Source organism: Streptomyces sp. R28 (assembly GCF_041052385.1).
Classification (GTDB): Bacteria; Actinomycetota; Actinomycetes; order Streptomycetales; family Streptomycetaceae; genus Streptomyces.
Window position 1 is genome coordinate 7,334,690 of record NZ_CP163439.1, and the last position, 23,993, is coordinate 7,358,682.

Annotated in this window: 25 protein-coding genes; 19 read left to right on the forward strand and 6 right to left on the reverse strand. The window is 70.6% G+C overall.

Features of this window, described 5'->3' with window-relative positions:
- Positions 1 to 67: 67 nt before the first annotated feature.
- Positions 68 to 931, forward strand: a complete 864-nt coding sequence (locus AB5J49_RS33045; protein ID WP_369172524.1) for a thioesterase family protein — start codon at positions 68 to 70, stop codon at positions 929 to 931.
- A 239-nt stretch (positions 932 to 1,170) separates the two neighbouring features.
- Complete coding sequence (locus AB5J49_RS33050; protein ID WP_369172525.1) at positions 1,171 to 1,581, forward strand: hypothetical protein; 411 nt, start codon at positions 1,171 to 1,173, stop codon at positions 1,579 to 1,581.
- Between the two features lie 96 nt (positions 1,582 to 1,677).
- Here the strand turns inward: AB5J49_RS33050 and AB5J49_RS33055 are convergent, their stop codons facing one another.
- Positions 1,678 to 2,304: a TetR family transcriptional regulator gene (locus tag AB5J49_RS33055; protein WP_369172526.1), complete on the reverse strand. Its 627-nt coding sequence runs from the start codon at positions 2,302 to 2,304 to the stop codon at positions 1,678 to 1,680.
- Between the two features lie 148 nt (positions 2,305 to 2,452).
- Between AB5J49_RS33055 and AB5J49_RS33060 the strand changes: the two genes are divergently transcribed.
- The 3 genes from AB5J49_RS33060 to AB5J49_RS33070 all read left to right on the forward strand — a co-directional run bounded on the left by AB5J49_RS33060 (position 2,453) and on the right by AB5J49_RS33070 (position 4,382).
- Positions 2,453 to 2,605, forward strand: a complete 153-nt coding sequence (locus AB5J49_RS33060) for a hypothetical protein (RefSeq protein WP_164905128.1) — start codon at positions 2,453 to 2,455, stop codon at positions 2,603 to 2,605.
- Between the two features lie 46 nt (positions 2,606 to 2,651).
- Entirely contained in the window at positions 2,652 to 2,930 is a 279-nt protein-coding gene (locus AB5J49_RS33065; protein ID WP_274243560.1) for a DUF4190 domain-containing protein, read from the forward strand.
- Between the two features lie 276 nt (positions 2,931 to 3,206).
- Entirely contained in the window at positions 3,207 to 4,382 is a 1,176-nt protein-coding gene (locus AB5J49_RS33070; protein WP_369172527.1) for a cysteine desulfurase family protein, read from the forward strand.
- Between the two features lie 4 nt (positions 4,383 to 4,386).
- Here AB5J49_RS33070 and AB5J49_RS33075 read toward each other — a convergent pair whose 3' ends face one another.
- A complete protein-coding gene (locus tag AB5J49_RS33075; RefSeq protein WP_369172528.1) occupies positions 4,387 to 5,052 on the reverse strand; it encodes an N-acetylmuramoyl-L-alanine amidase in 666 nt (221 codons plus the stop codon).
- 60 nt (positions 5,053 to 5,112) lie between these two features.
- Between AB5J49_RS33075 and mnmA the strand changes: the two genes are divergently transcribed.
- Positions 5,113 to 6,243, forward strand: a complete 1,131-nt coding sequence (gene mnmA, locus AB5J49_RS33080; RefSeq protein WP_369172529.1) for a tRNA 2-thiouridine(34) synthase MnmA — start codon at positions 5,113 to 5,115, stop codon at positions 6,241 to 6,243.
- Positions 6,244 to 6,309: 66 nt separating this feature from the next.
- Here mnmA and AB5J49_RS33085 read toward each other — a convergent pair whose 3' ends face one another.
- Together AB5J49_RS33085 and AB5J49_RS33090 are read right to left on the reverse strand one after the other, a co-directional pair.
- Complete coding sequence (locus AB5J49_RS33085) at positions 6,310 to 7,089, reverse strand: alpha/beta fold hydrolase (protein ID WP_369172530.1); 780 nt, start codon at positions 7,087 to 7,089, stop codon at positions 6,310 to 6,312.
- A gap of 37 nt (positions 7,090 to 7,126) precedes the next feature.
- Positions 7,127 to 7,450 (reverse strand): DUF427 domain-containing protein, encoded by a 324-nt coding sequence (locus AB5J49_RS33090; RefSeq protein WP_369172531.1) that lies wholly within the window; start codon positions 7,448 to 7,450, stop codon positions 7,127 to 7,129.
- 50 nt (positions 7,451 to 7,500) lie between these two features.
- Here AB5J49_RS33090 and AB5J49_RS33095 point away from each other — a divergent pair, with 50 nt between their 5' ends.
- The 5 genes from AB5J49_RS33095 to AB5J49_RS33115 all read left to right on the forward strand — a co-directional run bounded on the left by AB5J49_RS33095 (position 7,501) and on the right by AB5J49_RS33115 (position 14,714).
- Positions 7,501 to 8,040 carry a TIGR00730 family Rossman fold protein gene (locus AB5J49_RS33095; protein WP_369172532.1) on the forward strand — a complete coding sequence of 180 codons (540 nt, stop codon included), beginning with the start codon at positions 7,501 to 7,503 and terminating at the stop codon, positions 8,038 to 8,040.
- 18 nt (positions 8,041 to 8,058) lie between these two features.
- The gene (locus tag AB5J49_RS33100) at positions 8,059 to 8,757 is read left to right on the forward strand and encodes an SDR family oxidoreductase (RefSeq protein WP_369172533.1); all 699 of its coding nucleotides are present in this window, start codon (positions 8,059 to 8,061) and stop codon (positions 8,755 to 8,757) included.
- Positions 8,758 to 8,997: 240 nt separating this feature from the next.
- A complete protein-coding gene (locus AB5J49_RS33105) occupies positions 8,998 to 9,999 on the forward strand; it encodes a methionine synthase (protein ID WP_369172534.1) in 1,002 nt (333 codons plus the stop codon).
- A gap of 15 nt (positions 10,000 to 10,014) precedes the next feature.
- Positions 10,015 to 12,207, forward strand: coding sequence for an NAD-dependent DNA ligase LigA (ligA, locus tag AB5J49_RS33110; protein WP_369172535.1), 2,193 nt, complete (start codon positions 10,015 to 10,017; stop codon positions 12,205 to 12,207).
- Positions 12,208 to 12,479: 272 nt separating this feature from the next.
- On the forward strand, positions 12,480 to 14,714 hold the full coding sequence (locus tag AB5J49_RS33115) for a putative bifunctional diguanylate cyclase/phosphodiesterase (RefSeq protein WP_369172536.1): 2,235 nt from the start codon (positions 12,480 to 12,482) through the stop codon (positions 14,712 to 14,714).
- Positions 14,715 to 14,765: 51 nt separating this feature from the next.
- On the opposite strand, the gene AB5J49_RS33120 is transcribed toward AB5J49_RS33115, so the two are convergent.
- Positions 14,766 to 15,353 (reverse strand): TetR/AcrR family transcriptional regulator, encoded by a 588-nt coding sequence (locus tag AB5J49_RS33120; RefSeq protein ID WP_369172537.1) that lies wholly within the window; start codon positions 15,351 to 15,353, stop codon positions 14,766 to 14,768.
- A gap of 108 nt (positions 15,354 to 15,461) precedes the next feature.
- On the opposite strand from AB5J49_RS33120, the gene AB5J49_RS33125 reads away from it, so the two are divergent.
- The 5 genes from AB5J49_RS33125 (at position 15,462) to gatB (ending at position 19,570) form a co-directional block, all read left to right on the forward strand.
- Positions 15,462 to 15,833 carry a DUF4267 domain-containing protein gene (locus tag AB5J49_RS33125; RefSeq protein ID WP_369172538.1) on the forward strand — a complete coding sequence of 124 codons (372 nt, stop codon included), beginning with the start codon at positions 15,462 to 15,464 and terminating at the stop codon, positions 15,831 to 15,833.
- A gap of 171 nt (positions 15,834 to 16,004) precedes the next feature.
- Entirely contained in the window at positions 16,005 to 16,301 is a 297-nt protein-coding gene (gatC, locus tag AB5J49_RS33130; RefSeq protein WP_007384860.1) for an Asp-tRNA(Asn)/Glu-tRNA(Gln) amidotransferase subunit GatC, read from the forward strand.
- 6 nt (positions 16,302 to 16,307) lie between these two features.
- The gene (gene gatA / locus AB5J49_RS33135; protein WP_369172539.1) at positions 16,308 to 17,801 is read left to right on the forward strand and encodes an Asp-tRNA(Asn)/Glu-tRNA(Gln) amidotransferase subunit GatA; all 1,494 of its coding nucleotides are present in this window, start codon (positions 16,308 to 16,310) and stop codon (positions 17,799 to 17,801) included.
- On the forward strand, positions 17,798 to 18,040 hold the full coding sequence (locus AB5J49_RS33140; RefSeq protein WP_086767189.1) for a hypothetical protein: 243 nt from the start codon (positions 17,798 to 17,800) through the stop codon (positions 18,038 to 18,040). Before gatA ends, AB5J49_RS33140 begins: the two co-directional genes overlap by 4 nt.
- Before the next feature lie 15 nt (positions 18,041 to 18,055).
- Complete coding sequence (gatB, locus tag AB5J49_RS33145; RefSeq protein WP_369172540.1) at positions 18,056 to 19,570, forward strand: Asp-tRNA(Asn)/Glu-tRNA(Gln) amidotransferase subunit GatB; 1,515 nt, start codon at positions 18,056 to 18,058, stop codon at positions 19,568 to 19,570.
- A gap of 58 nt (positions 19,571 to 19,628) precedes the next feature.
- Here the strand turns inward: gatB and AB5J49_RS33150 are convergent, their stop codons facing one another.
- Entirely contained in the window at positions 19,629 to 20,432 is an 804-nt protein-coding gene (locus AB5J49_RS33150) for a cyclopropane-fatty-acyl-phospholipid synthase family protein (RefSeq protein ID WP_369172541.1), read from the reverse strand.
- Between the two features lie 188 nt (positions 20,433 to 20,620).
- Between AB5J49_RS33150 and AB5J49_RS33155 the strand changes: the two genes are divergently transcribed.
- From AB5J49_RS33155 to AB5J49_RS33165, 3 genes are all read left to right on the forward strand, one after another.
- On the forward strand, positions 20,621 to 20,971 hold the full coding sequence (locus AB5J49_RS33155) for a hypothetical protein (RefSeq protein WP_369172542.1): 351 nt from the start codon (positions 20,621 to 20,623) through the stop codon (positions 20,969 to 20,971).
- A 211-nt stretch (positions 20,972 to 21,182) separates the two neighbouring features.
- Positions 21,183 to 23,429: an MMPL family transporter gene (locus AB5J49_RS33160; protein WP_369172543.1), complete on the forward strand. Its 2,247-nt coding sequence runs from the start codon at positions 21,183 to 21,185 to the stop codon at positions 23,427 to 23,429.
- Positions 23,407 to 23,982, forward strand: a complete 576-nt coding sequence (locus tag AB5J49_RS33165) for a GNAT family N-acetyltransferase (protein WP_369172544.1) — start codon at positions 23,407 to 23,409, stop codon at positions 23,980 to 23,982. Before AB5J49_RS33160 ends, AB5J49_RS33165 begins: the two co-directional genes overlap by 23 nt.
- Positions 23,983 to 23,993 lie beyond the last annotated feature (11 nt).

Genomic DNA, 23,993 nt, shown 5'->3' on the forward strand with positions numbered 1-23,993 from the left:
ATGAGCCGTAGCGGTTCGGGAGCGAGAAAAGCTACCGCTTAGTAGTTAGTTGTTGTGCCGTTCAGCCATGCCAGAAGCAGCCTCCGCCCCGACGGCCCCGCAGGCCACGATCGGCGACAGCGAATTCGACCGCGACACCGCGCTCATCCCGCGCGCACCCGGCGTCTACGACATCGACCTCTCGGCCGGCTGGACCATCATCAGCGCGGTCAACGGCGGCTACCTGCTGGCCGTCCTCGGCCGCGCCCTCGCGGACGCCCTGCCGCACAGCGACCCGTTCACCATCTCCGCGCACTACCTGACCGCGTCCCAGCCGGGCCCGGCGGTCGTCCGCACGGACGTGGTGCGCACGGGGCGGACGCTGTCGACCGGCCAGGCCTCCCTCTTCCAGTACGACGCCGAGGGCAACGAGATCGAACGCATCCGCGTCCTCGCCTCGTACGGCGACCTCGACTCCCTCCCCGACGACGTCCGTACGACGGCCAAGCCGCCGGTGTTCGCGCCCATGGAGCACTGCTTCGGCCCCGAGGACAGTCCCGCCCCCGTCTCGGGCAGCTCGGCCATCGCCGACCGCCTGATGCTCAAGCTCGACCCGTCCACCCTGGGATGGGCGCTCGGTCAGCCGTCGGGCAAGGGCGAGATGCGGGCGTGGTTCGGCCTCGCCGACGGCCGTGACGCCGACCCGCTCTCGCTGCTGCTGGCGGTGGACGCGCTGCCCCCGACCGCCTTCGAGATCGGCATCTCCGGCTGGGTCCCGACGGTCGAACTCACCGTCCACGTACGGTGCCGCCCGGCCCCGGGCCCGCTGCGGGTGTCCATCACGACGCGCAACCTCGCGGGCGGGTTCCTGGAGGAGGACGCGGAAGTGTGGGACAGCGCGGACAGGTTGGTGGCGCAGTCGAGGCAGCTGGCACGGGTAAGGCTGAGCTGAGACGCCCCTGAAGGAACTCGCCGGCAGCTGCGGTGTTGCGCTGCCGGCGGTCGCTTCTGTCACGGCCTTGTATCAGCGAGTAGGGAGAGGCTCCGAGGGAACGCGCAGGTCAGCGAGGTGTCTTGAGGGGTGCTTTGCTCCGCGCACAGGCTGCTTACAGCAGGGCCTCAAGGAAGCCCTAAGCGGCGTTGGTTGAGTTCGCGCCCAGGACTTCCTCATCTTTCTTGGAGCTGTTTCTCATGAAGCGTGCGCGTCTCCTCCCTGCCGTGGCCCTGCTGGCGCTCTCGCCCCTGGCCCTGGTGGCCTGTGGGTCCGGCGACTCGTCGTCGACCTCGAACAGCGGCAACTCCGGGCAGCAGTCGTCGTCCTGCCAGCCGCCCTCGGGTGTGTCCAGCGGGGCGCCGTCGGGCATGCCGAGCGGTGCTCCCTCGGGTGCGCCGTCGGCAGGGGCGTCCGGTGCTCCCTCGGGTGCGCCGAGCGGGGCTCCCAGCGGCGCCCCCGGCGGGGGGCGGGGCGGCGGTCCGGGCGGCCCCGGCGGTGGCCAGGGTGGCGGCTGTGGCGGTCCGGGGGGCGGCCAGGGCGGCGGGGCGGCTCCCAGCGGCGCCCCGAGCGGTGCGCCGAGCGCGGCGGCCACGGCGACCAAGAACTGACGTGGGACGCCGCAGGGCAGGGGCGGCACCTCCGCCGCACGACAGGGGCGGCACTCCCGTACACCGGGGGTGCCGCCCCTGTCGTGCTGCCGGTGCTCAGTCCAGCCAGTGCTCCCGGCCGATGCTGATCAGCCGCATCTGGCGGGTCGCGACCTGGGCGACGCGCCGCCGATCCTCCTCCGGCTCCTCCAGGACCTCCAGGAACAGTGAGGCCGTCATCAGCATCTGGTCGACGTAGAGGTCGGCGAGCATGAGGAGGTCGTCGTCGTTCCAGCCTGCGGAGACCGGGTCCTTGGTGAGCGCGGCCTTCACTTCCTCGGCGAAACGTGCCAGTTGGTCCTGGATCGCCTCCCGCACCGACTGCACCCCGCCGTGCCGCTCGCGGGCGATGAAGCGGACGTGGGCCGGGTGCGTCGCGACGTGCTGGGCGATCAACCCGACGGCGCGCTCTATGCGTTGGTCGCTGTCGCCGGACGAGGAGACGATCGTGCGGATCATCGGGTGCAGGCTGCCCAGCGCCTCCTCGACGAGGGCGACGCCGAGGTCGGCGGTGGAACGGAAGTGCCGGTAGAAGGCCGTCGGGGCGACGCCGACGGCGCGGGTGACCTCGCGCAGACCGAGACTGCTCAGGCTCTGCTCCTCCAGCAGTCCCAGCGCGGCGTCCAGGAGCGCCTGCCGGGTCTTCTGTTTCTGGGCCTGCCGAAGGCCGAGAGTGTGACTCATACCATGCAGTTAACAACTGTTCTCTGGAATTGAAAAGCCGCGGGGCGCGCTAGACTTGAGAGTCAGTGAACAACTGTTACTACAACTGTTCACCGAAACGTAACGAGAGAGATCGATCAGAGAGATCTCGAAGGGGGACCCGAATCCCATGCTGTTCCTCGTCGCCGCACTCCTGCTGTTGGGCGTGCTCCTGGGCACCGTGGCCCACGCGCCGCTCGCCTTCACCGCCGTCGCCGCCGCCGTGATCGTCGCCTGGCTGGGCATCTTCGCCGCCCGCGAGCGCCGCGCCCGCCGCAACTGACTCCACCCACCCACCCGCCGCACCGACTTCTCAGGAGCTGATACCGATGCAACTCACCGCACCGGCCACCGCCCGCCCCGGCACCCGCAACCGCACCCGCGACGCCGACGGCATGGCCGTGGCGTCCTTCATCCTCGGCCTCCTCGGCCTGCTGGTCTTCAACGTCTTCCTCGGCCCGGTCGCCATCGTCCTGGCGGCAGCGTCCCTGTGGCGCGGCACGAAGCGCCGGGGCCGCGCGTTCCTGGGCATGGGCCTCGGGGTCGCCGACCTCCTGGTTCTGCTGGCGTTCGTGCAGCTGGACAACACGCTGTCCTGGAGCTTCTAGCAGTCCCCGGGCGCTCCTGGAGGCGGTGTCCGGATCTGACGGCAGGCGGCCGGGGACGAGCCGCAGCCGTGAGCCGACCGCAGCGAGTGGGCACGGCCCGCAGTGCCGGGCTTCTCGCCACCGACCTCAAAGCAACATCTCAGGGCAGCAGCTCAAGGGCAGCAGCTCAAGGGCAGCACCCCAAGGGCAACACAGGCCGGCCGCACCGCCCGGCTGCACTCCCGGGCCACCTTGACACAAGGTCGCTTACCGGGGCCCTTTAGAATCGTGGCCACCATGGCTTACCTCGATCACGCCGCGACGACTCCCATGCTCCCGGAGGCGGCAGAGGCACTGACCGCCCAGCTGGGCATCACCGGCAACGCCTCCTCCCTCCACGCATCCGGACGCCGCGCGAGGCGAACCGTCGAGGAGGCCCGCGAAACCCTCGCGGAAGCGCTCGGCGCCCGCCCCAGCGAGGTCGTCTTCACCTCCGGCGGCACCGAGGCCGACAACCTCGCGATCAAGGGCCTGTACTGGTCCCGCCGCGACGCGGACCCGGCAGGAACCCGCACCCGCGTCCTGGCCAGCCCCGTGGAGCACCACGCCGTCCTCGACGCCGTCCACTGGCTCGGCGAACACGAGGGCGCCACCGTCGAGTACCTCCCCGTCGACTCCCACGGACGGGTCCACCCGGACGCCCTGCGCGAAGCCATCGCCCGCAACCCCCACGACGTCGCCCTGGCCACCGTGATGTGGGCCAACAACGAGATCGGCACGATCATGCCGGTCCGTGAACTGGCCGACGTGGCAAGGGAGTTCGACGTCCCGCTGCACGCCGACGCAGTCCAGGCCTTCGGCCAGGTCCCCGTCGACTTCGCCGCCTCCGGCCTGGCCGCGATGACGGTCTCCGGCCACAAGATCGGCGGCCCGTACGGCATCGGCGCCCTGCTCCTCGGCCGCGACCGGACCCCCGTACCCGTCCTGCACGGCGGCGGCCAGGAGCGCCACGTCCGCTCCGGCACCCTCGACGTCCCCGCGATCGCCTCCTTCGCGGTCGCCGGCCGCCTCGCCGCCGAGCAGCGCGCATGGTTCGCCCGCGAGATCGGCGCCCTGCGCGACGCCCTGGTCGAGGCGGTGCGTACGGCGGTCCCGGACGCGATCCTCGGCGGCGACCCGGCACCCGGCGGCCGCCTCCCGGCCAACGCGCACTTCACCTTCCCGGGCTGCGAGGGCGACTCCCTGCTCCTGCTCCTGGACGCCCAGGGCATCGAGTGCTCCACCGGCTCCGCCTGCACCGCGGGCGTCGCCCAGCCCAGTCACGTCCTGCTGGCCACCGGTACCGACCCCGACCTGGCCCGCGGCACCCTGCGCTTCTCCCTCGGCCACACCTCCACGGAGGCCGACGTCGAGGCGGTCGCCAAGGCGATCGGCCCGGCGGTGGAACGGGCGCGGGCAGCAGGGCTCACGTAGACCGCTACGCCGGCGCCGTACGCGCCGCCCGTACGAGCTTCATGTACCGGTCCCAGTCCCAGTGCTCCCCGGGGTCCGTGTGGTCGGTGCCCGGCACCTCCACGTGCCCGATGATGTGCTCGCGGTCGACGGGGATGTCGTAGCGCGCGCATATCCGGGCCGTGAGCCGCGCCGAGGCCTCGTACATCTCGTCCGTGAGGTCCTGCGGCCGGTCCACGAAGCCCTCGTGCTCGATGCCGACACTGCGCTCGTTGTAGTCGCGGTTGCCCGCGTGGTACGCCACGTCCAGCTCGCGGATCATCTGTGTGATGTGGCCGTCCTTACGCACGATGTAGTGCGCGGCCGCACCGTGCTCCGGGTCCTGGAACGCCTTCACCGCGCTGTCGAAGCCGCCCTGGGTGACATGGATGATCACCATGTCTATGCCGTAGTCGTCGGGTCGGTCCGCCCGCCGCCAGTTCGCGTCCGACGCCGCCACCCACCGCGCGCCGGCGTAGTCGACCTCGCCCTCCTTGCGCGGCTTCTCCACGCCCGGCACCCGCCACCACAGCCGCGCCAACTCGTCGCGGGCCAGCACGGCCGAGCCCACCGCGGCCGCCGTCCCGCCGATGAGCAACGCACGACGCCCGACCTTCCGGTCGCCGTCCTTCGAAGCCTTCCGCTGTCCCATGTGATCGTCAACGGATACTCGCGGGCCCTGGTTCCCGCGCCCCCTTACCCTGGAAGGGTTATGACTCACACCGCGCAGCCCTCCCGCCCCCTCCGCGTCCTCGCCGCCATGTCCGGTGGGGTCGACTCCGCCGTCGCCGCCGCCCGCGCCGCCGAGGCAGGCCACGACGTGACCGGCGTCCACCTCGCGCTCTCCGCGAACCCCCAATCCTTCCGCACGGGCGCGCGGGGCTGTTGCACCATCGAGGACTCGCGCGACGCCCGCCGCGCCGCCGACGTCATCGGTATCCCGTTCTATGTGTGGGACCTCGCCGACCGCTTCCGCGAGGACGTGGTCGAGGACTTCATCGCCGAGTACGAGGCCGGCCGCACCCCGAACCCCTGCCTGCGCTGCAACGAGAAGATCAAGTTCGCGGCCCTGCTGGACAAGGCGCTGGCCCTCGGCTTCGACGCGGTCTGCACCGGCCACTACGCGACGGTCGTGCTGAACGAGGACGGCACCCGCGAGCTGCACCGAGCCTCCGACATGGCCAAGGACCAGTCGTACGTCCTCGGCGTCCTGGACGAGAAGCAGCTGGCACACGCCATGTTCCCGCTCGGCGACACGCTGACGACGAAGGACGAGATCCGCGCGGAGGCCGAGCGCCGCGGCCTGGCGGTCGCCAAGAAGCCCGACTCGCACGACATCTGCTTCATCGCCGACGGCGACACCCAGGGCTTCCTCGCGAACCGCCTCGGCAAGGCCGAGGGCGACATCGTCGACGAGTCGGGAGCGAAGCTCGGCACCCACGAGGGGGCGTACGGCTTCACCATCGGCCAGCGCAAGGGCCTGCGCATCGGCACCCCGGCCTCCGACGGCAAGCCGCGCTACGTCCTCGACATCTCGCCGGTGAACAACACGGTGACGGTCGGCCCCGCAGCCTCCCTCGACGTCAGCGCCCTCACCGCCATCAAGCCCCGCTGGTGCGGCACCGCCCCGACCGGCCCCGGCACCTACACCGCCCAGCTCCGCGCCCACGGCGGCGAGACCGAGGTGACGGCCGAGCTGATCGACGGCTCTTTGGAAGTCACGTTCACGGAGCCGGTCCGGGGCGTGGCGCCCGGCCAGGCGATCGTCCTGTACGACGGCACGCGCGTGGTCGGCTCGGCGACGATCGCGTCGACGACGCGTGCGACGGCCGGCGTGGGCTGAGCCCAGGCGAGGGCCACGCGCGCGTGGCCCTCGCCTGGGCCACGCGCGCGTGCCGGCCGGTGCGGCTCACTCCCCGAAGAACTCCGCCAGCACCGGCCCGAGGACGCCCGGCTCGACCATGTGAGTCTGTCCTTCCAGGCTCCGATACGTCCCCTCGGGCACGGTCTCCGCGACCGCCCGCGTCGCCTCGCGCATCCAGGAAGGGCTCGCGCCGCCCGCGACGGCCAGCACCGGCACCGTGATCGAGGCCAGTCGTGCCCGGGGCACCAGACTGTCGCCCATCACGGCGTTGTCGTACGCCAGGCTCGGTGCGATCGCCTCCATTCCGGCCCACATGGGGGACTGGCGGGCGCCCTGGATCATCTGCTCGGCCATCCCGGTCAGTCGCAGGAAGAGCTCCACGGCATCCCCGCGCCGGCCTTCCGCCAACGCCTCGGTGAGCCGCTCGGTGTACTCCGCACGCTCCTTCGCGCCGCCCTCGTGGACGGCGAACGGCACCTCGTACACCGCGACCTGACGCACCGGCAGCCCGCTCGCCGAGGCCTCCAGCACCAGCGCGCCGCCCGACGAGACGCCGCACAGCGCCGCCTCGCCGCCCACCGCCTCGATCAGCGCGGCGAGGTCCTCGACCTCGCGCTCCACCGAGTACGGGGCCGTGTCCCCGCTCTCACCACGCCCCCGCCGGTCGTACACGACGACCCGGAAGTGGTCCGAGAGGGGCACGGCCAGCGGCGCCATCGTGCCTCCCGTGGACATCGCGCCGCTGACGAGGATCACCGCCGGCCCCTGACCGGAGCTCTCGTACGCGATGGAAGTGCCGTCGCGCGAAATGGTCTTCTTCTCCATGCCTGTGGAGACTGCCGTACGGCACGGGACTAATCGCTTACGACACTTCGACTTCGTAGAAGCAGAGGTGGTCCTTGATCTCCGCCACGTCCGGCTTCGGGTCCGGGTATGCCCAGACGAGGTCCGCCGCGTCCGGGAGCGACCAGTAGGAGGCCGTTCCCTTGAAGGGGCAGTACGTGTGCGTGTCCGAAGGCGTCAGCAGGTCCAGTCGTACGTCGTCCGGCGGGATGTAGTAGCGCACCGGACAGCCCGTCTCCCGCAGGAGGAGCGGCCGGTCGGTCTGTGCCAGGACCTGGTCGCCGTGGACGACCCGTACGCGTTGTGTGCCCTGCTCGATCGTGATCGTGTGTCCGTCAGCCATATCCGAGAAGCACTCGCGGGCGCCGGGTTCTTCCCGCGTACGGTGGCTGCATGCGAATCTGCGTCTTCCTCTCCGCCGCCGACCTCGACGACCGTTACACGCGCCCCGCGCGCGAGTTCGCGAAACTGCTGGGCAAGGGCGGGCACACGCTCGTGTGGGGCGGTTCCGACGTGGGTCTGATGAAGGTGGTGGCCGACGGGGTGCAGGAGGCGGGCGGGCGGCTCGCCGGGGTCTCCGTGCAGTTCCTGGCCGCGAAGGTCCGCCCGGGCGTCGACGAGATGGTGATCGCGAAGGACCTGGCCGAGCGCAAGAGGCTGCTGCTGGAGAAGGCCGACGCGGTGGTGATCATGGTCGGCGGTACGGGAACTCTGGACGAGGCGACGGAGATCCTGGAGCTGAAGAAGCACGGCCACACGGACAAGCCGGTGGTCCTGCTCAACACGGCGGGCTTCTACGACGGCCTGAAGGAACAGTTCCGCCGCATGGAGGACGAGGGGTTCCTGCCCCGTCCGCTGACCGACCTGGTGTTCTTCGCGGAGGAGCCGGTCGGGGCGCTGGCATACCTGGAGGAGAGCCGGGGGATCGAGTGACCTCCCGCTGATGCGAGCATGGCGGGCATGGCTACACATGTGATCACCGGAGCGGGCTCCGGCATCGGCGCGGCCGTCGCCCGCCGCCTGCACGCGCGCGGGGACGAACTCGTCCTCCACGCGCGCGACGCGGGCCGCGCGAAGGAGCTGGCGGCGGAATTCCCCGGCGCGAGGACGCTGGTCGGTGACCTGGCCGACCCGGACAAGCTGTCCTGGGCCTTCTCCCACCAGACGCTGCCCGACCGGGTGGACTCCCTGCTCCACATCGCCGGGGTCGTGGACCTGGGGCCGGTGGGCGACCTGACCCCGAAGTCCTGGCGCCACCAGCTGAACGTCAACCTGATCTCCCCGGCCGAACTGACCCGCCACTTCCTCCCCCAACTCCGCACCACCCGCGGCCACGTGGTCTTCGTGAACTCGGGCGCCGGCCTCAACGCACACGCCGACTGGTCCGCGTACGCGGCGTCGAAGCACGGCCTGAAGGCCCTGGCGGACTCGCTGCGCCACGAGGAACACGGCAACGGCGTCCGCGTCACCACCGTCTACCCCGGCCGTACGGCAAGCCCGATGCAGGCCAAGGTGCACCAGCAGGAGGGCAAGGAGTACGACGCGTCGAAGTGGATCGACCCCGAGTCGGTGGCGACGACGATCGTGATGGCCCTGGACCTGCCGAGGGACGCCGAGGTCAACGACCTGACGGTGCGGCCGGGACGCTGATTTCGCCCCCGCCGCCCCTACCCGTCCCATCCTGAAGGGGCGCTGCCCCTTCGACCCCGCCAGGGGGCTCCGCCCCCTGGACCCCCGCTCCTCAAACGCCGGAGGGGCTGGATTTTTCAGCCCGTCCGGCGTTTGAGGACGAGGCCCGTTCAGGGCCGAAGCGGGGGTCTGGGGGCGCAGCCCCCAGGGATGGGACGGGTAGGGGCGGCGGGGGCGAGAAGCGAACGTAGGCTTCACCGCGTGAACGAAAACCCCACCTTCGCCCCCGCCACCGGCGTCGGTTCCATGCCAGGCACCGACGCCCGTGAGGCCGCCAAGACCGTCACCGGGTCCATCGAGGACTTCCCCTTCCTCGCCGAACTGCCCGCCCGCGGCCCCGGCGCGGACATGATCGGGCGGACCGCCGGAATGCTGGTCGAGCTGTACGCGCGCGTGGAGCCCAGCGGGTGGCGGCTCGGCGACCGGCCGGGGCGGGACACCAGGCGGGCCCGGTCGTGGCTGGGGGAGGACCTCGACGCGCTGGAGGAGTTCACCCAGGGGTACGAGGGACAGCTGAAGGTCCAGGCCGTGGGGCCGTGGACCTTGGCGGCCGCGCTGGAGCTGAGGAACGGCGAGGTCGTGCTCTCCGACGCCGGTGCCTGCCGCGACCTCGCCGCCTCGCTCGCCGAGGGCCTGCGACTGCACCTGGAGGAGGTCCGGCGGCGCGTACCCGGAGCCCAGCTCGTCCTCCAGCTCGACGAGCCCTCCCTCATCGCCGTACTGCGCGGCCAGGTCAAGTCCGCCAGCGGCTACCGCACCCACCGGGCCGTGGACCGGCAGCTGGTCGAGGCAACGCTGCGGGACGTCGTCGGGGTTCACGGCGACGGCCCCGTCGTGGTCCACTCGTGCGCACCGGACGTCCCGTTCGCCCTGCTGCGCCGGGCGGGCGCGGCGGCGATCTCCTTCGACTTCTCGCTTCTCACCGAGCGTGACGACGACGCGATCGGCGAGGCGGTGGAAGGGGGTACCCGGCTCTTCGCCGGTGTCGTCCCGGGCACGGACGGCCCATTGTCAGACCCTGCCGGTAGCGTCATGGGTGTCAGGACGTTGTGGCGCAGGCTGGGGCTGTCACCGGGGCTTCTCACGGAGGCGGTCACCCTCACGCCGTCGTGCGGACTCGCGGGGGCCTCCCCGGAGTACGGGCGCCAGGCGCTCGCCCACTGCGTCCGGGCGGCGAGATCCCTCGCGGACAACCCAGAGTAACGGGAGGACAACACGGTGGCCGGCGACAAGCAAGCGGAGACGACGGTGCCCGCCGAGGCACGGGAGCAGCACGCGAAGCTCGCTGAGCAGATCGAGGAGCACCGCTTCCGGTACTACGTGAAGGACGCTCCCGTCATCAGCGACGCGGAGTTCGACAAGCTCCTGCGCTCGCTCGAAGCGCTGGAGGACGAGTATCCGGAGCTGCGCACGCCGGACTCGCCGACCCAGAAGGTCGCGGGCGCGTACGAGACGGAGTTCACGGCGGTCCAGCACCGCGAGCGCATGCTGTCGCTGGACAACGCCTTCGACGATCTCGAACTCGCGGCCTGGGCCGAGCGCGTCCACAAGGACGTCGGCACTTCCACGTACCACTTCCTGTGCGAGCTCAAGGTCGACGGCCTCGCCGTCAACCTCACCTACGAGCAGGGCCGCCTCACCCGCGCGGCGACCCGGGGCGACGGCCGCACCGGCGAGGACATCACCCCCAACGTCCGTACGATCGCGGACATTCCGGACCGTCTGAAGGGTGACCGCATCCCCGACCTCGTGGAGATCCGGGGCGAGGTCTACTTCCCGATGGAGAAGTTCGAGGAGCTCAACGCCCGCCTGGTCGGGGTTGGCGACAAGCCCTTCGCCAACCCGCGCAACGCGACCGCCGGTTCACTCCGCCAGAAGGACCCGCGCGTCACCGCGACCCGCCCGCTGCACATGGTCGTCCACGGCATCGGCGCCCTGGAGGGCTTCGACGGCATGACCCGCCTGTCGGAGGCGTACGACCTGCTCAAGACCTGGGGCCTGCCCACCGCCCGGCACAACAAGGTGGTCGAAGACCTCGACGGCGTGCGGGAGTTCATCGCCTGCTTCGGCGAGAACCGCCACTCCGTGGAGCACGAGATCGACGGAGTCGTCGTCAAGCTCGACCAGATTCCCCTCCAGGCCCGCCTCGGCTCCACCTCGCGTGCGCCGCGCTGGGCGATCGCGTACAAGTACGCGCCGGAGGAGGTCAACACCAAGCTCGTCAACATCCGCGTGGGCGTGGGCCGTACGGGCCGGGTGACGCCCTACGCCCAGGTCGAGCCGGTCACGGTCGCGGGCTCGGAGGTCGAGTTCGCCACCCTGCACAACCAGGACGTCGTGAAGCTGAAGGGCGTCCTCATCGGCGACACCGTCGTGCTGCGCAAGGCCGGGGACGTCATCCCGGAGATCCTCGGGCCCGTCGTCGACCTGCGTGACGGCAGCGAGCGCGAGTTCGTGATGCCGGCCGAGTGCCCCGAGTGCGGTACGGCGCTTCGGCCCATGAAGGAGGGCGACGTCGACCTGCGCTGCCCGAACGCCCGCACCTGCCCGGCCCAGTTGCGCGAGCGCCTGTTCTACCTCGCGGGCCGCAAGGCGCTGGACATCGAGCACTTCGGCTATGTCGCCGCCGCCGCGCTCACCAAGCCGCTGGAGCCGGCCGAGCCTGTGCTCGTGGACGAGGGCGACCTGTTCGACCTGACCGTCGAGCAGCTGCTGCCCATCAAGGCGTACGTCCTCGACCAGGACAGCGGTCTGCCCAAGCGCGACCTGAAGACCGGCGAGGAGAAGATCGCCACGGTCTTCGCCAACCAGCAGGGCGAGCCCAAGAAGAACGCGGTCGCGATGCTGGAGAACATCGCCGCCGCCAAGGAGCGCCCGCTCGCCCGTATCCTCACCGGTCTGTCGATCCGTCACGTCGGCCCGGTCGCCGCCGAGGCGCTGGCCCGCGAATTCCGCTCCATCGACCGCATCGAACAGGCCAGTGAGGAGGAGTTGGCGAACACCGATGGCGTCGGCTCGATCATCGCCGCCTCGCTCAAGGAGTGGTTCGCCGAGGAATGGCATCAGGAGATCCTCCGCAAGTGGAAAGCCGCCGGCGTCCGCATGGAGGAAGAGGGCTCCGGCGAGGACGAGGGACCGCGTCCGCTGGAAGGGCTTACCGTCGTCGTCACCGGCACGCTGGTGCATTTCACCCGTGACGGTGCCAAGGAGGCACTGCAAAGTCGCGGAGCGAAGGTGACCGGCTCCGTTTCGAAGAAGACGTCTTTTGTCGTCGTAGGTGACAGCCCCGGGTCCAAGTACGACAAGGCCATGCAGCTCAAGGTGCCTGTTCTGAACGAGGACGGCTTCAATGTCCTGTTGGAACAGGGGCCCGACGCGGCGGCCGAAGTTGCTCTGCCCACAGAGGAGTAGCGGTTGAAGGCCACCGGATCGGCGCATACCAGATGCATACGGGTGGCTGGGGCGCATTCGGGCAACCGTTGACGACCGCTGCCCGTGGAAGCCTTCTGCGGCCTACTGTTGAGGGGTGCGCCTGCCGTGCCCAGCTGCGGTTGGGGCATCCCCTTGCTCCGAGAGGGCTTTGAAGGTCGAGGGGAAGGGTTTTCCAACGCGGTGCCGTTGAAGGTTGTTGTCGGGCATCGGGCCGCGTGGCGTGGGCACCGCCGGCTGTGAGAGGGACGGGAATGGAACCGACCGAGAGCGCCGCCCCGAATTCACGGCTGCGCCGGATGGCCGGGGTGTGGCGGGGGTGGGCGGCGCGGACCGCGGAACGTTCGCGCTCGGAAAGAGGCGTGGGCAGCGCCGCCGGGCGGCGCACCGCGACGGAGGGCCGCACCACCGTGCAGCTCGGCGCCGAGCGCACCGACGCCCTGCCGGGCTCCGAGCACGAACGGCACCTGTCCTGGCCCGCGCTGCCCGCGGCGGTCGTCGCGGCGGCCGGGTTCGTCCTCGGCGCCGGGTTCTACCGGGCGTTCAGCGGCCATCACGCCCTCTTCCCGTCCGGCACCGTCGGCTGGTCGCTGGCCGTGCTGACCGGCATCATCGTCGGCCACCTGGTCGCGCTCGGCCGCGCCCGCTGGTGGGGTGGCACCGGCTCCGGCGCCGCTCTCACTCTTGCCGTGCTGGTGCTGTACGGCTGGGTGCCGGCCGGGATGGTCAGCCTCACCGTCGTCGTCCTGGTCGGCACGGCCCGTCGGGGCCGTTGGCGGCAGGGTGTGCTGCACGGCGCGGTGGACATCCTCGGCATCGCCGCCGGCGCCCTCGTACTGGCCGCCTTCGGCCGCGTCCCGACCGTCGAGCACCCCTGGGACCCCAATACCTGGACGCCCTACACCGCCCCCGGTGTGGTGCTCGTCGCCGCCGCCTATCTCGCGGTCACCCGTGTGCTGCTCTGGTATCTGCAGGCCCCGCGCGGCGGCCTGCCCACCGTCGCCCGCACGGCTCTGGTCAGACAGGGTCTGGTCGCTGTCGCGCTGCTCGGCATCGCCCCGCTGGTGTGCGTGGTCGCCACCGCCAAGCCCCTGCTGCTGCCGCTGTTCTCCATCCCGCTCATCGCCCTCGACTCCACCCTGTGGATCGCGCGGGCCAGGGCGGAGGAGCAGCTGCGCGATCCGCTGACCGGACTGCCCAACCGGCAGTGGCTGCTGGAACGCATCTGGACCGCGCTCGACGACGCCGAGCGCATCGGCGCCCGGTCCGCCCTGATGCTGATCGACCTCGACCGGTTCCGATCGGTCAATGACACGCTCGGTCATCTCGCCGGTGACCGGTTGCTGTTGCAGATAGCGGACCGGCTGCGCCTCGCCCTGCCCCGCGGAGCGGAGGCCGCGCGGCTCGGCGGCGACGAGTTCGCCGTCTTACTGCCCGTCGCCGACTCCACGACGTCCGCGACAAGGGTCGCCCGCGGCCTCGTCACCGCCCTGAGCTCCCCGCTCGACCTCGACGGGCTCACCCTGGTCCTGGAGGCGAGCGCCGGCGTCGCCGTCTTCCCCGACCACGCCCTCGACGCCGAGGGGTTGCTGCGACGCGCGGACGTGGCGATGTACCAGGCGAAGCGGGACCGTACGGGCGTAGAGGTCTACGAGTCGAAGCGGGACTCGAACACCCCGGACCGGCTGGGCCTGTTGGGGGATCTGCGCCGAGCCCTCGACGCGCACGAGGTCGAGCTGCACTACCAGCCGAAGGTCCGCTTCGACGGACAGGTCGCCGGGCTTGAGGCCCTGGTGCGCTGGGTGCATCCGGAGCGCGGGAAGGTGCCGCCGGACGAGTTCATAGCGATCGCCGAGTCGTCGGGGCTGATGCCGCATCTGACGGAGTACGTGCTGGAGACGGCGCTCGGGCAGGTGGCGCGGTGGCGTTCCCAGGGCCTGTACGTGCCCGTCGCGGTCAATGTCTCCCCGCGCGACGTCCACACCCCTGGATTCGCCGGCTCCGTCGCCGCGCGGCTCGCCCGGCACGGCGTCCCGGCGGGAGCGCTCCAGCTGGAGATAACGGAACATGTCCTCCTGGAGGACCCGCAGCGCGCCGCCGACACCCTGGCCGGGCTGACCGGACACGGCGTGAAGATGTCCCTGGACGACTTCGGCACGGGCTATTCGTCCCTGGTCCATTTGAGGCGGCTGCCGGTGAGCGAGCTGAAGATCGACCGCTCGTTCGTGGCCCGGCTGGCGGTGGACACCGAGGACGCGGAGATCGTGCGCTGCACGGTGGATCTCGCGCATTCGCTCGGCCTGCTCGTGGTCGCCGAGGGCGTCGAGGACGACGAGACATGGGAACGCCTTCGGGACCTGGGCTGCGACGCCGTACAGGGCTGGCTGGTCGCGGCGGCCATGCCGGCGGAGGAGACGACCGCGTGGCTGCGGGCACGGGGTTCGCGCGGGTGGGTGCGGCCGAAGGCGGCTCTTCCTGCGGCCGAGTGAGCTTCCCGCGCGGGGGCGTAGCGGTCGTCGCGCACGCAGGAGTTCTGCGCGCTAGCGGCTCGCCTCCGCGGTGAAGTGACCCGTCAGCAGCTCCAGTCGCCTCTCGTGCGCTCCCTCCGGTAGCCGCCCGCTGCGCATCAACGTCACCAGGCCGTGCAGTCCGGCCCAGTACGTCTCCGTCAGCAGGCCCGGGTCGTCGCCCTCGACGGCGATCGGCTCGACCGCCGCCAGCAGTTCGGCAAACGCCTCCTGCAGCTCCGCCGGGGCCTCGGGCGTGGCGAACGGCAGGTCCACGCGGTGCGTGAACATCGCGTCGTACAGCGCCGGTCGGCGCCGCGCGAACGCCGTGTACGCCTGGCCCACCGCCGCGAGCGTCCCGCGCTTGCCCTTCGCGGCCCTGGATGCCGTACGCAACTCGGCGGCCAGCTCGGCGCAGCCCTGCACCGCCACCGCCGCCATGATCGCCTCCTTGCCCTTGAAGTGGCTGTAGAGGACGGGCTGGCTGTACTCGATCTCGGCCGCCAGGCGGCGCGTGGTGACCGCCTCCCAGCCCTCGGCCTCCGCCAGCTCCCGCGCGGCCGTGACGATCAGCCGCTCGCGCTCCGCTCGTTCGCGCTCCCGGCGCGTCTGGATGGACATGGCATCGATTCTAGCAGCGCTAGCCAATCTGCCGATGCTCTGTTAGCTTCGCTCCTGGATCTAGCGCTGCTAGAAATCATTTCGCTGACCCTGACGAGGAGACCTGCCATGACCGTCACCGCGTACACCCTGGCCGCCGTACTCAATCTGTTCGTCCTGTTCATCGGGGCCCGCTTCCTGTTCCAGCCCCGCCCCGCCGCCGTCGGCTACGGCGTCCCGGCCGACCCCGGCGGCGACGCTTCCGCGTACCTCACGATCAAGGGCCTGCGAGACGGCACCTTCGGCCTCTTGGGTCTGGTGCTGCTGGCGTTCGCCGGAGCCGAGGCCGAGGCCTGGTTCATGCTCTGTGTCGCTGTGATTCCGCTGTTCGACACCGTGATAGTGCTGCGCCACGGCGGCACGAAGGCCGTCGCGTTCGGGATTCACCTCGCCACGGCAGTCGTTGTACTCATCAGTGCCGGATTGCTGTTCGCCGTCTGAGACACCCGAGGGGGCCCGGGCCATGTCGCGGTTCATCCCGAAGTTCGACGAGTCCGCGGTGGGAAGCGACGCAGACGCGAAGGCGGCGCGGGGAAACCGTTTCACGGGCATCGCCCCCCGCCCCATAGGATTGGCCCCAAACCACACACACTCACCCCAGAGGATCGCTGCATGCCTGGCATCACGCGCGAGGAGGTCGCCCACCTCGCCCGGCTGGCGCGTCTGGAGCTGAAGCCCGAAGAGCTTGAACACTTCGCCGGCCAGCTGGACGACATCATCGGCGCGGTGGCCCGCGTCAGCGAGGTCGCCGACCAAGACGTACCACCGACCTCGCACCCGCTCCCGCTGACGAACGTCATGCGCGCGGACGAGGTCCGTCCCTCGCTCACCCCCGAGCAGGCGCTCTCCGGCGCCCCGGCCCAGGAGCAGCAGCGTTTCAAGGTGCCGCAGATCCTGGGGGAGGACTAAGAAGTCATGACGGACATCATCAAGCTCACGGCCGCCGAGACCGCCGCGAAGATCGCTTCCGGTGAGCTCACGGCCGTGCAGGTCACCGAGGCCCACCTCGCCCGTATCGAGGCCGTCGACGAGAAGGTGCACGCCTTCCTGCACGTCGACCGCGAGGGCGCCCTGGCCCAGGCCCGTGCCGTCGACGAGAAGCGGGCCAAGGGCGAGAAGCTCGGTCCGCTGGCCGGCGTTCCCCTCGCGCTCAAGGACATCTTCACCACCGAGGGCATTCCGACGACCGTCGGTTCGAAGATCCTCGAGGGCTGGATCCCGCCGTACGACGCGACCCTCACCAAGAAGCTCAAGGCCGCCGACGTCGTCATCCTCGGCAAGACCAACATGGACGAGTTCGCCATGGGGTCGTCGACGGAGAACAGCGCCTACGGCCCGACCGGCAACCCGTGGGACCTGACCAAGATCCCCGGTGGTTCCGGCGGCGGGTCGAGCGCCGCGCTCGCCTCGTTCCAGGCACCCCTCGCCATCGGCACCGACACCGGCGGCTCCATCCGCCAGCCGGCCGCCGTCACCGGCACGGTCGGCGTCAAGCCGACGTACGGAGCGGTCTCCCGCTACGGCATGGTCGCCTTCTCCTCCTCCCTCGACCAGGGCGGCCCCTGTGCCCGTACGGTCCTGGACGCGGCCCTGCTCCACGAGGTCATCGCCGGGCACGACCCGCTCGACTCCACCTCCATCGACGCCCCGGTCCCGCCGGTCGTCGAGGCCGCCCGCAACGGCAGCGTCGCGGGCATGCGGGTCGGCGTGGTCAAGCAGTTCCGCGGCGAGGGCTACCAGGCCGGTGTCATCCAGCGCTTCGACGAGTCCGTCGCTCTGCTCAAGGAGCTGGGCGCCGAGATCGTCGAGCTGGACTGCCCGTCCTTCGACCTCGCGCTCTCCGCGTACTACCTGATCGCGCCCTCCGAGTGCTCCTCCAACCTCGCCCGCTTCGACGGCCTGCGCTACGGCCTGCGGACCGGCGACGACGGCACGCACTCCGCCGAGGAGGTCACGTCGATCACCCGTGAGGCGGGCTTCGGCCCCGAGGTCAAGCGCCGCATCATGCTCGGCACGTACGCCCTGAGCTCCGGCTACTACGACGCGTACTACGGCTCCGCGCAGAAGGTCCGTACGCTCATCACCCGGGACTTCGAGAAGGCCTTCGAGCAGGTCGACGTCATCGTCTCGCCGACGACGCCGACCACCGCCTTCCCGATCGGCGAGCGTGCCGACGACCCGATGGCGATGTACCTCGCCGACCTGTGCACGATCCCGACCAACCTCGCGGGCAACTCGGCGATGTCGCTGCCCTGCGGTCTGGCTCCGGAGGACAACCTGCCGGTCGGCCTGCAGATCATCGCCCCGGCGCTGAAGGACGACCGCCTGTACAAGGTCGGCGCCGCCGTCGAGGCCGCCTTCGTGGAAAGGTGGGGGCACCCGCTCCTCGAGGAGGCTCCGTCGCTGTGAGTAAGGCACTGTCCAAGGCCAAGGGCTTCAAGAAGTCCAAGTCCGGCCTGTACCTGTCCATGGCCACCACCGCGTTCGGCGCGGTCAGTGTCGCCAAGCAGGCCAAGCTGGCCCGCACCGAGAGCGACACACTGCGCCTGATCGACGCCGCCGTGTCCGCCGCCGCGATCGCCACCGGCCTCGCCATCCTCTACCGCGAGCTGAAGCGGCTGGGCGACGACGACGTCCTGCTGGGCTGAGAGGGAAGTTACACCGTGACCACCACGACCGACCTGGTGTCGTACGAGGACGCTCTCGCGTCGTACGACCCCGTCATGGGCCTTGAGGTCCATGTCGAACTCGGCACCAAGACCAAGATGTTCTGCGGCTGTTCGACCGCCCTCGGTCAGGACGCCAACACGCAGACCTGTCCCGTCTGCCTCGGCCTGCCCGGCGCACTTCCGGTCGTCAACGCGACCGGCGTCGAGTCCGCGATCAAGATCGGTCTCGCGCTGAACTGCGAGATCGCCGAGTGGTGCCGCTTCGCCCGGAAGAACTACTTCTATCCGGACATGCCGAAGAACTTCCAGACCTCCCAGTACGACGAGCCGATCGCCTTCAACGGCTACCTCGACGTGCAGCTGGAGGACGGCGAGACCTTCCGCGTGGAGATCGAGCGCGCCCACATGGAGGAGGACACCGGCAAGTCGACCCACGTGGGCGGCGCGACGGGCCGTATCCACGGCGCCTCGCACTCGCTGCTGGACTACAACCGCGCCGGCATCCCGCTCATCGAGATCGTCACCAAGCCGATCGAGGGCGCGGGCGAGCGCGCTCCCGAGGTGGCGAAGGCGTACGTCCGTGAGCTGCGCGAGCTCATCAAGGCGCTCGGCGTCTCCGAGGCCCGGATGGAGATGGGCCAGATGCGCTGCGACGTGAACCTGTCGCTGCGCCCGAACGGCACCGAGAAGTTCGGCACGCGTTCGGAGACGAAGAACGTCAACTCGCTGCGGTCCGTGGAGCGCGCGGCCCGCTTCGAGATCCAGCGTCACGCGGCTGTGCTGAGCAGCGGCGGGACGATCATCCAGGAGACCCGGCACTTCCACGAGGACACGGGGTCGACGACCTCGGGCCGTGTGAAGGAAGAAGCCGAGGACTACCGGTACTTCCCCGAGCCGGACCTGGTGCCGGTGGCCCCCTCGCGCGAGTGGGTCGAGGAGATCCGCGCGGGTCTGCCCGAGCTGCCGCTGGTCCGCCGCAACCGGCTCCTCGCGGAGTGGGGCATCTCGGCCACCGAGATGCAGGCGATCCTCAACGCCGGTGCGCTGGAGGCGATCGTCGCCACGATCCACGCCGGTGCCGACGCCGCCTCCGCCCGCAAGTGGTGGATGGGCGAACTCGCGCGCAGCGCCAACGAGTCGGGCAAGTCGCTGGACGAGCTGGCCATCACGCCGGAGCAGGTCGCCCGGGTCACCGAGCTGGTCTCGAAGGGCGACCTGAACGACAAGCTGGCGCGTCAGGTCATCGAGGGCGTTCTCGCGGGCGAAGGCACCCCGGACGAGGTCGTCGACAAGCGGGGTCTGAAGGTCGTCTCCGACGAGGGCGCCCTGACCACCGCCGTCGAGGAGGCCATCGCCGGCAACCCGGGCATCGCGGACAAGATCCGCGGCGGCAAGGTGGCCGCGGCCGGCGCCCTGGTCGGCGCGGTCATGAAGGCGACCCGGGGCCAGGCAGACGCGGCGCGCGTCAAGGAGCTGATCCTTCAGCAGCTGGGCGTCAGCGAGGGCTGAGCATGCGACTGAGGGGGCCGCGTCGTCGTACCGATGCTGCCCCCTCAGCCGTGTCAGCTCACGGACGGCGTCCTACGAGTCGTACGAAACCCAGTGCCCGGCCTTGGTCCGCCCGCACTGCCTCGCCATTCCGGCGGGCCATGGTGCGGTGGAACTCCTCCGGGCTCTCCTCGGCGACGACCTCGCACCACCGCAGCCAGTCCTTCCAGCCGTCCGGCTGCCAGTCCGCCGTCTCGACCTCGACGGCTCCGCCGCGGGTCCACTGGCGACGCCACCAGTCGGCGGAGTGGAAGCACCACCAGTCGGGCTCCCAATGCGGCTTGAGATGCTCCGGCGGCTCGGCGCCGTCGATCTCCTCCCGTACGGCGGGTACGACGATCCCGATCCGCCCGCCCGGCTTCAGCAGCCGGGTCAGCGTGGGCAGATAGAGGTCGTTCGTGCCGAAGTACTGGTACGCGTCGATGCTCACGATCGCGTCGAAGCTGCCCTCGGCGAACGGCAGGTCGTGCGCCTCGGCGTGCACGGGCAGCACGCGGTCGGCGAAACCGGCCTCGGCGATGCGCAGGGCGTTCTCGTCGGGCTTGACCCACAGGTCGGCGGCGGTGACCTGGGCGTCGTACTCCCTGGCCAGGAAGACGGAGGTCATCGCCCGGCCGCAGCCCAGGTCGAGGACGCGTGCGCAGGGGCGCAGGGTGTCCAGGCCGAGGGCGGGGGCCAGCCACTCCAGCAGCCACAGCGCGTTCGGGCCCATCTGGTTGTCGATGACCCAGCGGACGTCGTAGCTGTTGCTGCGGGGGTAGCGGGCGTGGGTCAGCCGCTGGGTGAGGTCCTCACTCGAGGTCCTCGGGGTGATGTCTGGCATCGGTGAACGGGCTCCTTGAGTCCTGGAAGGCGGAGAGGGATACGGAGGAGCTCGGCCGGACGCTCAAACAATGCACCTGCCCAGGTCGGCGGCGATGTGCCGCGGCAACGGCTGACCTTCGGAAGCTAGCAGCCCGCCCTGCGGACCGGCATCCGATTTCCCAGCGCGAGGCGCTACGCTCGCCCGCCATGAGTGGACGCGGTGATTCCGAGATATCCGAGACGGGGGAGGACCTGACCAGGACGCCCGAGGACGAGCGCGCCGAGGAGCCGGCGGACGGCGAGGACCCGGCGCAGGTGGCGCGGCGGGCCCGCTGGACGGCTGCGGTCGCCGGGGCGCTGCTGACCCTTGCCGGGCTGTCCGCGTCGGCGATACGGGCCACCGGGTCCGCCCCGGCCCTCGTCCCGGCGGCTTACGCATGCGGCGCCGCCGTCTGCGCGCTCGCCGCGTTCCTCGGTTCGCGGGGTCGTACGCGCCGGGCGCTGTGGCTGCTCGTGACGGGTGTGATGGTGATGGCGCTGGGGGATCAGTTCGACTGATGTGGAAGGCGTCACTCATGAACGACAGAGTGGCCGTTACTGTCCTGTGATCTGCCTCCCACTTGTGTGAATAAACCCACGAACGCGGCAAACGATCATTTTCGCCTGCAAGAGTTTGCTCCACATCGCTCACGCGTTCTTTGCGGGCTGTTCACCTCATGAACGACTGTTCCCGGCCAAAGATCCATAAATCGCCCCTGGGAGCTCGTTCGTGGCAGCCCTTGCACGCTGGTGTGTACAACGCCGCCTCCTCCCTGTTCTGCTGTGGCTCCTGGCCTTCGGCGGGGTGAGTGCGGCGGCCGCCATCACGGGCTCCGCGTACTCGAACGACTACGAGGTCCCCGGCACCGAGTCGGGCCGCGCCACCCAGCTGCTCGAGGACGGCTTCCCCGGCCTCGGCGGCGACAGCGACACCATCGTCTGGCACACCGACTCCGGCACGGTCCGCGCCGCCGACGTCGAACAGACCATGACCCGCACCCTGGACGAGATCGCGGAACTGCCCGGCATCGCGGCCGTGGGCAGCCCGTACGACAAGCAGGGTGCCGCGCAGATCAGCAAGGACGGGCACACGGCGTACGCCACCGTCACCTTCGACGGCAGCGCCGAGACCCTCGACAAGGGCGAGGCGCAGGCCGTGGTGAGCGCGGCCGAGTCCGCCGAGGCCGACGGGCTCCAGGTGGAGCTGGGCGGCAGCGCGGTCGGGCTCACCGAGTCGCCGGGCGGGCATCTCGCCGAGGTCGTCGGGGTGGCCGTCGCCGCGCTCGTACTGTTCCTCGCCTTCGGCTCGCTCGCCGCCTCGCTGCTGCCCATCGCCACCGCGCTGGTCAGCGTCGGCACCGCGTACGCCGGGATCGTGCTGCTCGGGCACGCCATGACCGTCGCCGACTTCGCGCCCATGCTCGGGATGCTCATCGGGCTCGGCGTCGGCATCGACTACGCGCTGTTCATCGTCACCCGGCACCGGCGCGGCCTGAAACGCGGGCTGACCGTCGCCGAGTCGATCACCAACGCCGTGGCGACCACCGGACGCGCGGTCGTGTTCGCGGGTGCCACGGTGTGCATCGCCCTGCTCGGGATGCTGATACTCCAGCTCAGCTTCCTCAACGGCGTCGCGATAGCCGCGTCCCTGACCGTGGTCCTGACGGTCGCCGCGTCCGTGACCCTGCTGCCCGCCCTGCTGTCCTTCATCGGCATGCGCGCCCTGAGCCGCCGCGAGCGGCGCCGGCTGACGGAGCACGGGCCCGAGCCCGAGCTGCCGACCGGGTTCGCCGCCCGCTGGTCGGCGTTCGTGGAGCGCCACCCCAAGGTGCTGGGCGCGATCGCCCTGGCCGTGATCACGGTCCTCGCCCTGCCCACCCTCGGCCTGCGCCTGGGCACCTCCGACCAGGGCAACAACCCGGAGTCCTCGACCACCCGCCAGGCCTACGACCTCCTCGCCGACGGCTTCGGGCCCGGCGTGAACGGCCCCCTCACCCTGGTCACCAAGGTCGACGGCGGCGACGACAAGCTCGCCCTCGACAACCTCGACGCCACCCTGCGCACCACCGAGGGCGTCGCGGCGGTGACGCCGGTGACGTACAACACCGGCGGCGACACCGCGTACCTCACCGTCGTACCGGAGTCCTCCCCGCAGTCGCAGCAGACCAGCGACCTCGTCGACCGGCTGCGCTCCGAGGTCCTGCCGCGCGCCGAGACCGGCACCTCGCTCGATGTGCAGGTCGGCGGCATGACGGCCGGCTACGACGACTTCGCCGACGTGATCGTCGGCAAACTGCCGCTGTTCGTCGGCGTCGTCATCGGCCTGGGCTGTCTGCTGCTCCTGCTCGCCTTCCGGTCCGTCGGCATACCGTTGAAGGCCGCGGCGATGAACGTGGCCGCGGTCGCCGCCGCCTTCGGCGTCGTCGTAGCGATCTTCCAGTGGGGCTGGGGGAGCGAACTGCTGGGCCTGGGCCGCGCGGGCCCGATCGAGCCCTTCCTCCCGGTCATCATGGTGTCGGTGCTGTTCGGCCTTTCCATGGACTACCAGGTCTTCCTGGTCAGCCGGATGTACGAGGAGTGGCTGGAGACCGGGGACAACCGGCGGGCCGTCCGGATCGGCCTCGCCGAGACCGGCCGGGTGATCAACTCCGCCGCGGTCATCATGATCTCGGTCTTCCTCGCCTTCGTCCTCAGCGGCGACCGCGTGATCGCCATGTTCGGCATCGCGCTGGCCGCCGCCGTCGCCCTGGACGCCTTCGTGCTCCGTACGCTGCTCGTCCCCGCCCTGATGCACATGCTCGGCGGCGCCAACTGGTGGCTGCCCCGCTGGCTCGACGAGCGCATGCCCCGCATCAGCATCGAGCCGCCCGAGTCCCGTGCCGCCCATGAGAGGCTGGCCGCCGCGACGGACGCCGAGGTGGCGGACGTGCTGGCCAAGGAGGAGCGGCAGCGGGATGTACGCGACAGCACTGGGTGACGACGGAGCCGAACTGCGCCCCCTGGAGCCGTGGCACGCCGAGGAGTTCCTGGCCCACCTGGAGCGGGGGAGGGACTTCATCAACCAGTACGTCCCCTTCGCCTCCAAGGCCGCCGACGTCGACTCCGCGCGCGAGGTGCTCCAGCGGTACGCCGACATGCGCGCCGCCGACACCGGGTCCCTGCACGGCATCTGGCTGGACGGAAAGCTCGTGGGCGGCGTGCTCTTCCTCAACTTCGACGCGGAGAACGGCAACTGCGAGGTCGGCTGCTGGCTGGAACCCGCAGGCACCGGGCGTGGGCTCGTCACGCGCGCGATGCGGGTGCTCATCGACTTCGCGATCGAGCAGCGCGGTATCCACCGCATCGAGTGGATCGCCTCCGCGGGGAACACGCCCAGCCTGAACGTGGCCCGGCGCCTGGGCATGACCCGCGATGGCGTGCGGCGGGAGAGCTACCCCTATCGTGGGGTGCGGCACGACCTCGAGGTGTGGTCGATCCTGGCCCCCGAGTGGCGTGAGGCACGCACGCGTGCCGCTCACAAGGATCATTAAGAAGCCTCACG

Coding starts and splice junctions, on each gene's coding strand:
- AB5J49_RS33125 (WP_369172538.1), top strand. CDS start 15,462: ATGACCGTCACCGCGTACACCCTGGCCGCCGTACTCAATCTGTTCGTC.
- AB5J49_RS33115 (WP_369172536.1), top strand. CDS start 12,480: ATGGAACCGACCGAGAGCGCCGCCCCGAATTCACGGCTGCGCCGGATG.
- mnmA (WP_369172529.1), top strand. CDS start 5,113: ATGACTCACACCGCGCAGCCCTCCCGCCCCCTCCGCGTCCTCGCCGCC.
- AB5J49_RS33100 (WP_369172533.1), top strand. CDS start 8,059: ATGGCGGGCATGGCTACACATGTGATCACCGGAGCGGGCTCCGGCATC.
- AB5J49_RS33050 (WP_369172525.1), top strand. CDS start 1,171: ATGAAGCGTGCGCGTCTCCTCCCTGCCGTGGCCCTGCTGGCGCTCTCG.
- AB5J49_RS33090 (WP_369172531.1), bottom strand. CDS start 7,450: ATGGCTGACGGACACACGATCACGATCGAGCAGGGCACACAACGCGTA.
- AB5J49_RS33060 (WP_164905128.1), top strand. CDS start 2,453: ATGCTGTTCCTCGTCGCCGCACTCCTGCTGTTGGGCGTGCTCCTGGGC.
- AB5J49_RS33150 (WP_369172541.1), bottom strand. CDS start 20,432: ATGCCAGACATCACCCCGAGGACCTCGAGTGAGGACCTCACCCAGCGG.
- AB5J49_RS33045 (WP_369172524.1), top strand. CDS start 68: ATGCCAGAAGCAGCCTCCGCCCCGACGGCCCCGCAGGCCACGATCGGC.
- AB5J49_RS33120 (WP_369172537.1), bottom strand. CDS start 15,353: ATGTCCATCCAGACGCGCCGGGAGCGCGAACGAGCGGAGCGCGAGCGG.
- AB5J49_RS33095 (WP_369172532.1), top strand. CDS start 7,501: ATGCGAATCTGCGTCTTCCTCTCCGCCGCCGACCTCGACGACCGTTAC.
- AB5J49_RS33075 (WP_369172528.1), bottom strand. CDS start 5,052: ATGGGACAGCGGAAGGCTTCGAAGGACGGCGACCGGAAGGTCGGGCGT.
- gatC (WP_007384860.1), top strand. CDS start 16,005: ATGCCTGGCATCACGCGCGAGGAGGTCGCCCACCTCGCCCGGCTGGCG.
- AB5J49_RS33065 (WP_274243560.1), top strand. CDS start 2,652: ATGCAACTCACCGCACCGGCCACCGCCCGCCCCGGCACCCGCAACCGC.
- AB5J49_RS33165 (WP_369172544.1), top strand. CDS start 23,407: ATGTACGCGACAGCACTGGGTGACGACGGAGCCGAACTGCGCCCCCTG.
- AB5J49_RS33070 (WP_369172527.1), top strand. CDS start 3,207: ATGGCTTACCTCGATCACGCCGCGACGACTCCCATGCTCCCGGAGGCG.
- gatA (WP_369172539.1), top strand. CDS start 16,308: ATGACGGACATCATCAAGCTCACGGCCGCCGAGACCGCCGCGAAGATC.
- AB5J49_RS33085 (WP_369172530.1), bottom strand. CDS start 7,089: ATGGAGAAGAAGACCATTTCGCGCGACGGCACTTCCATCGCGTACGAG.
- AB5J49_RS33155 (WP_369172542.1), top strand. CDS start 20,621: ATGAGTGGACGCGGTGATTCCGAGATATCCGAGACGGGGGAGGACCTG.
- AB5J49_RS33055 (WP_369172526.1), bottom strand. CDS start 2,304: ATGAGTCACACTCTCGGCCTTCGGCAGGCCCAGAAACAGAAGACCCGG.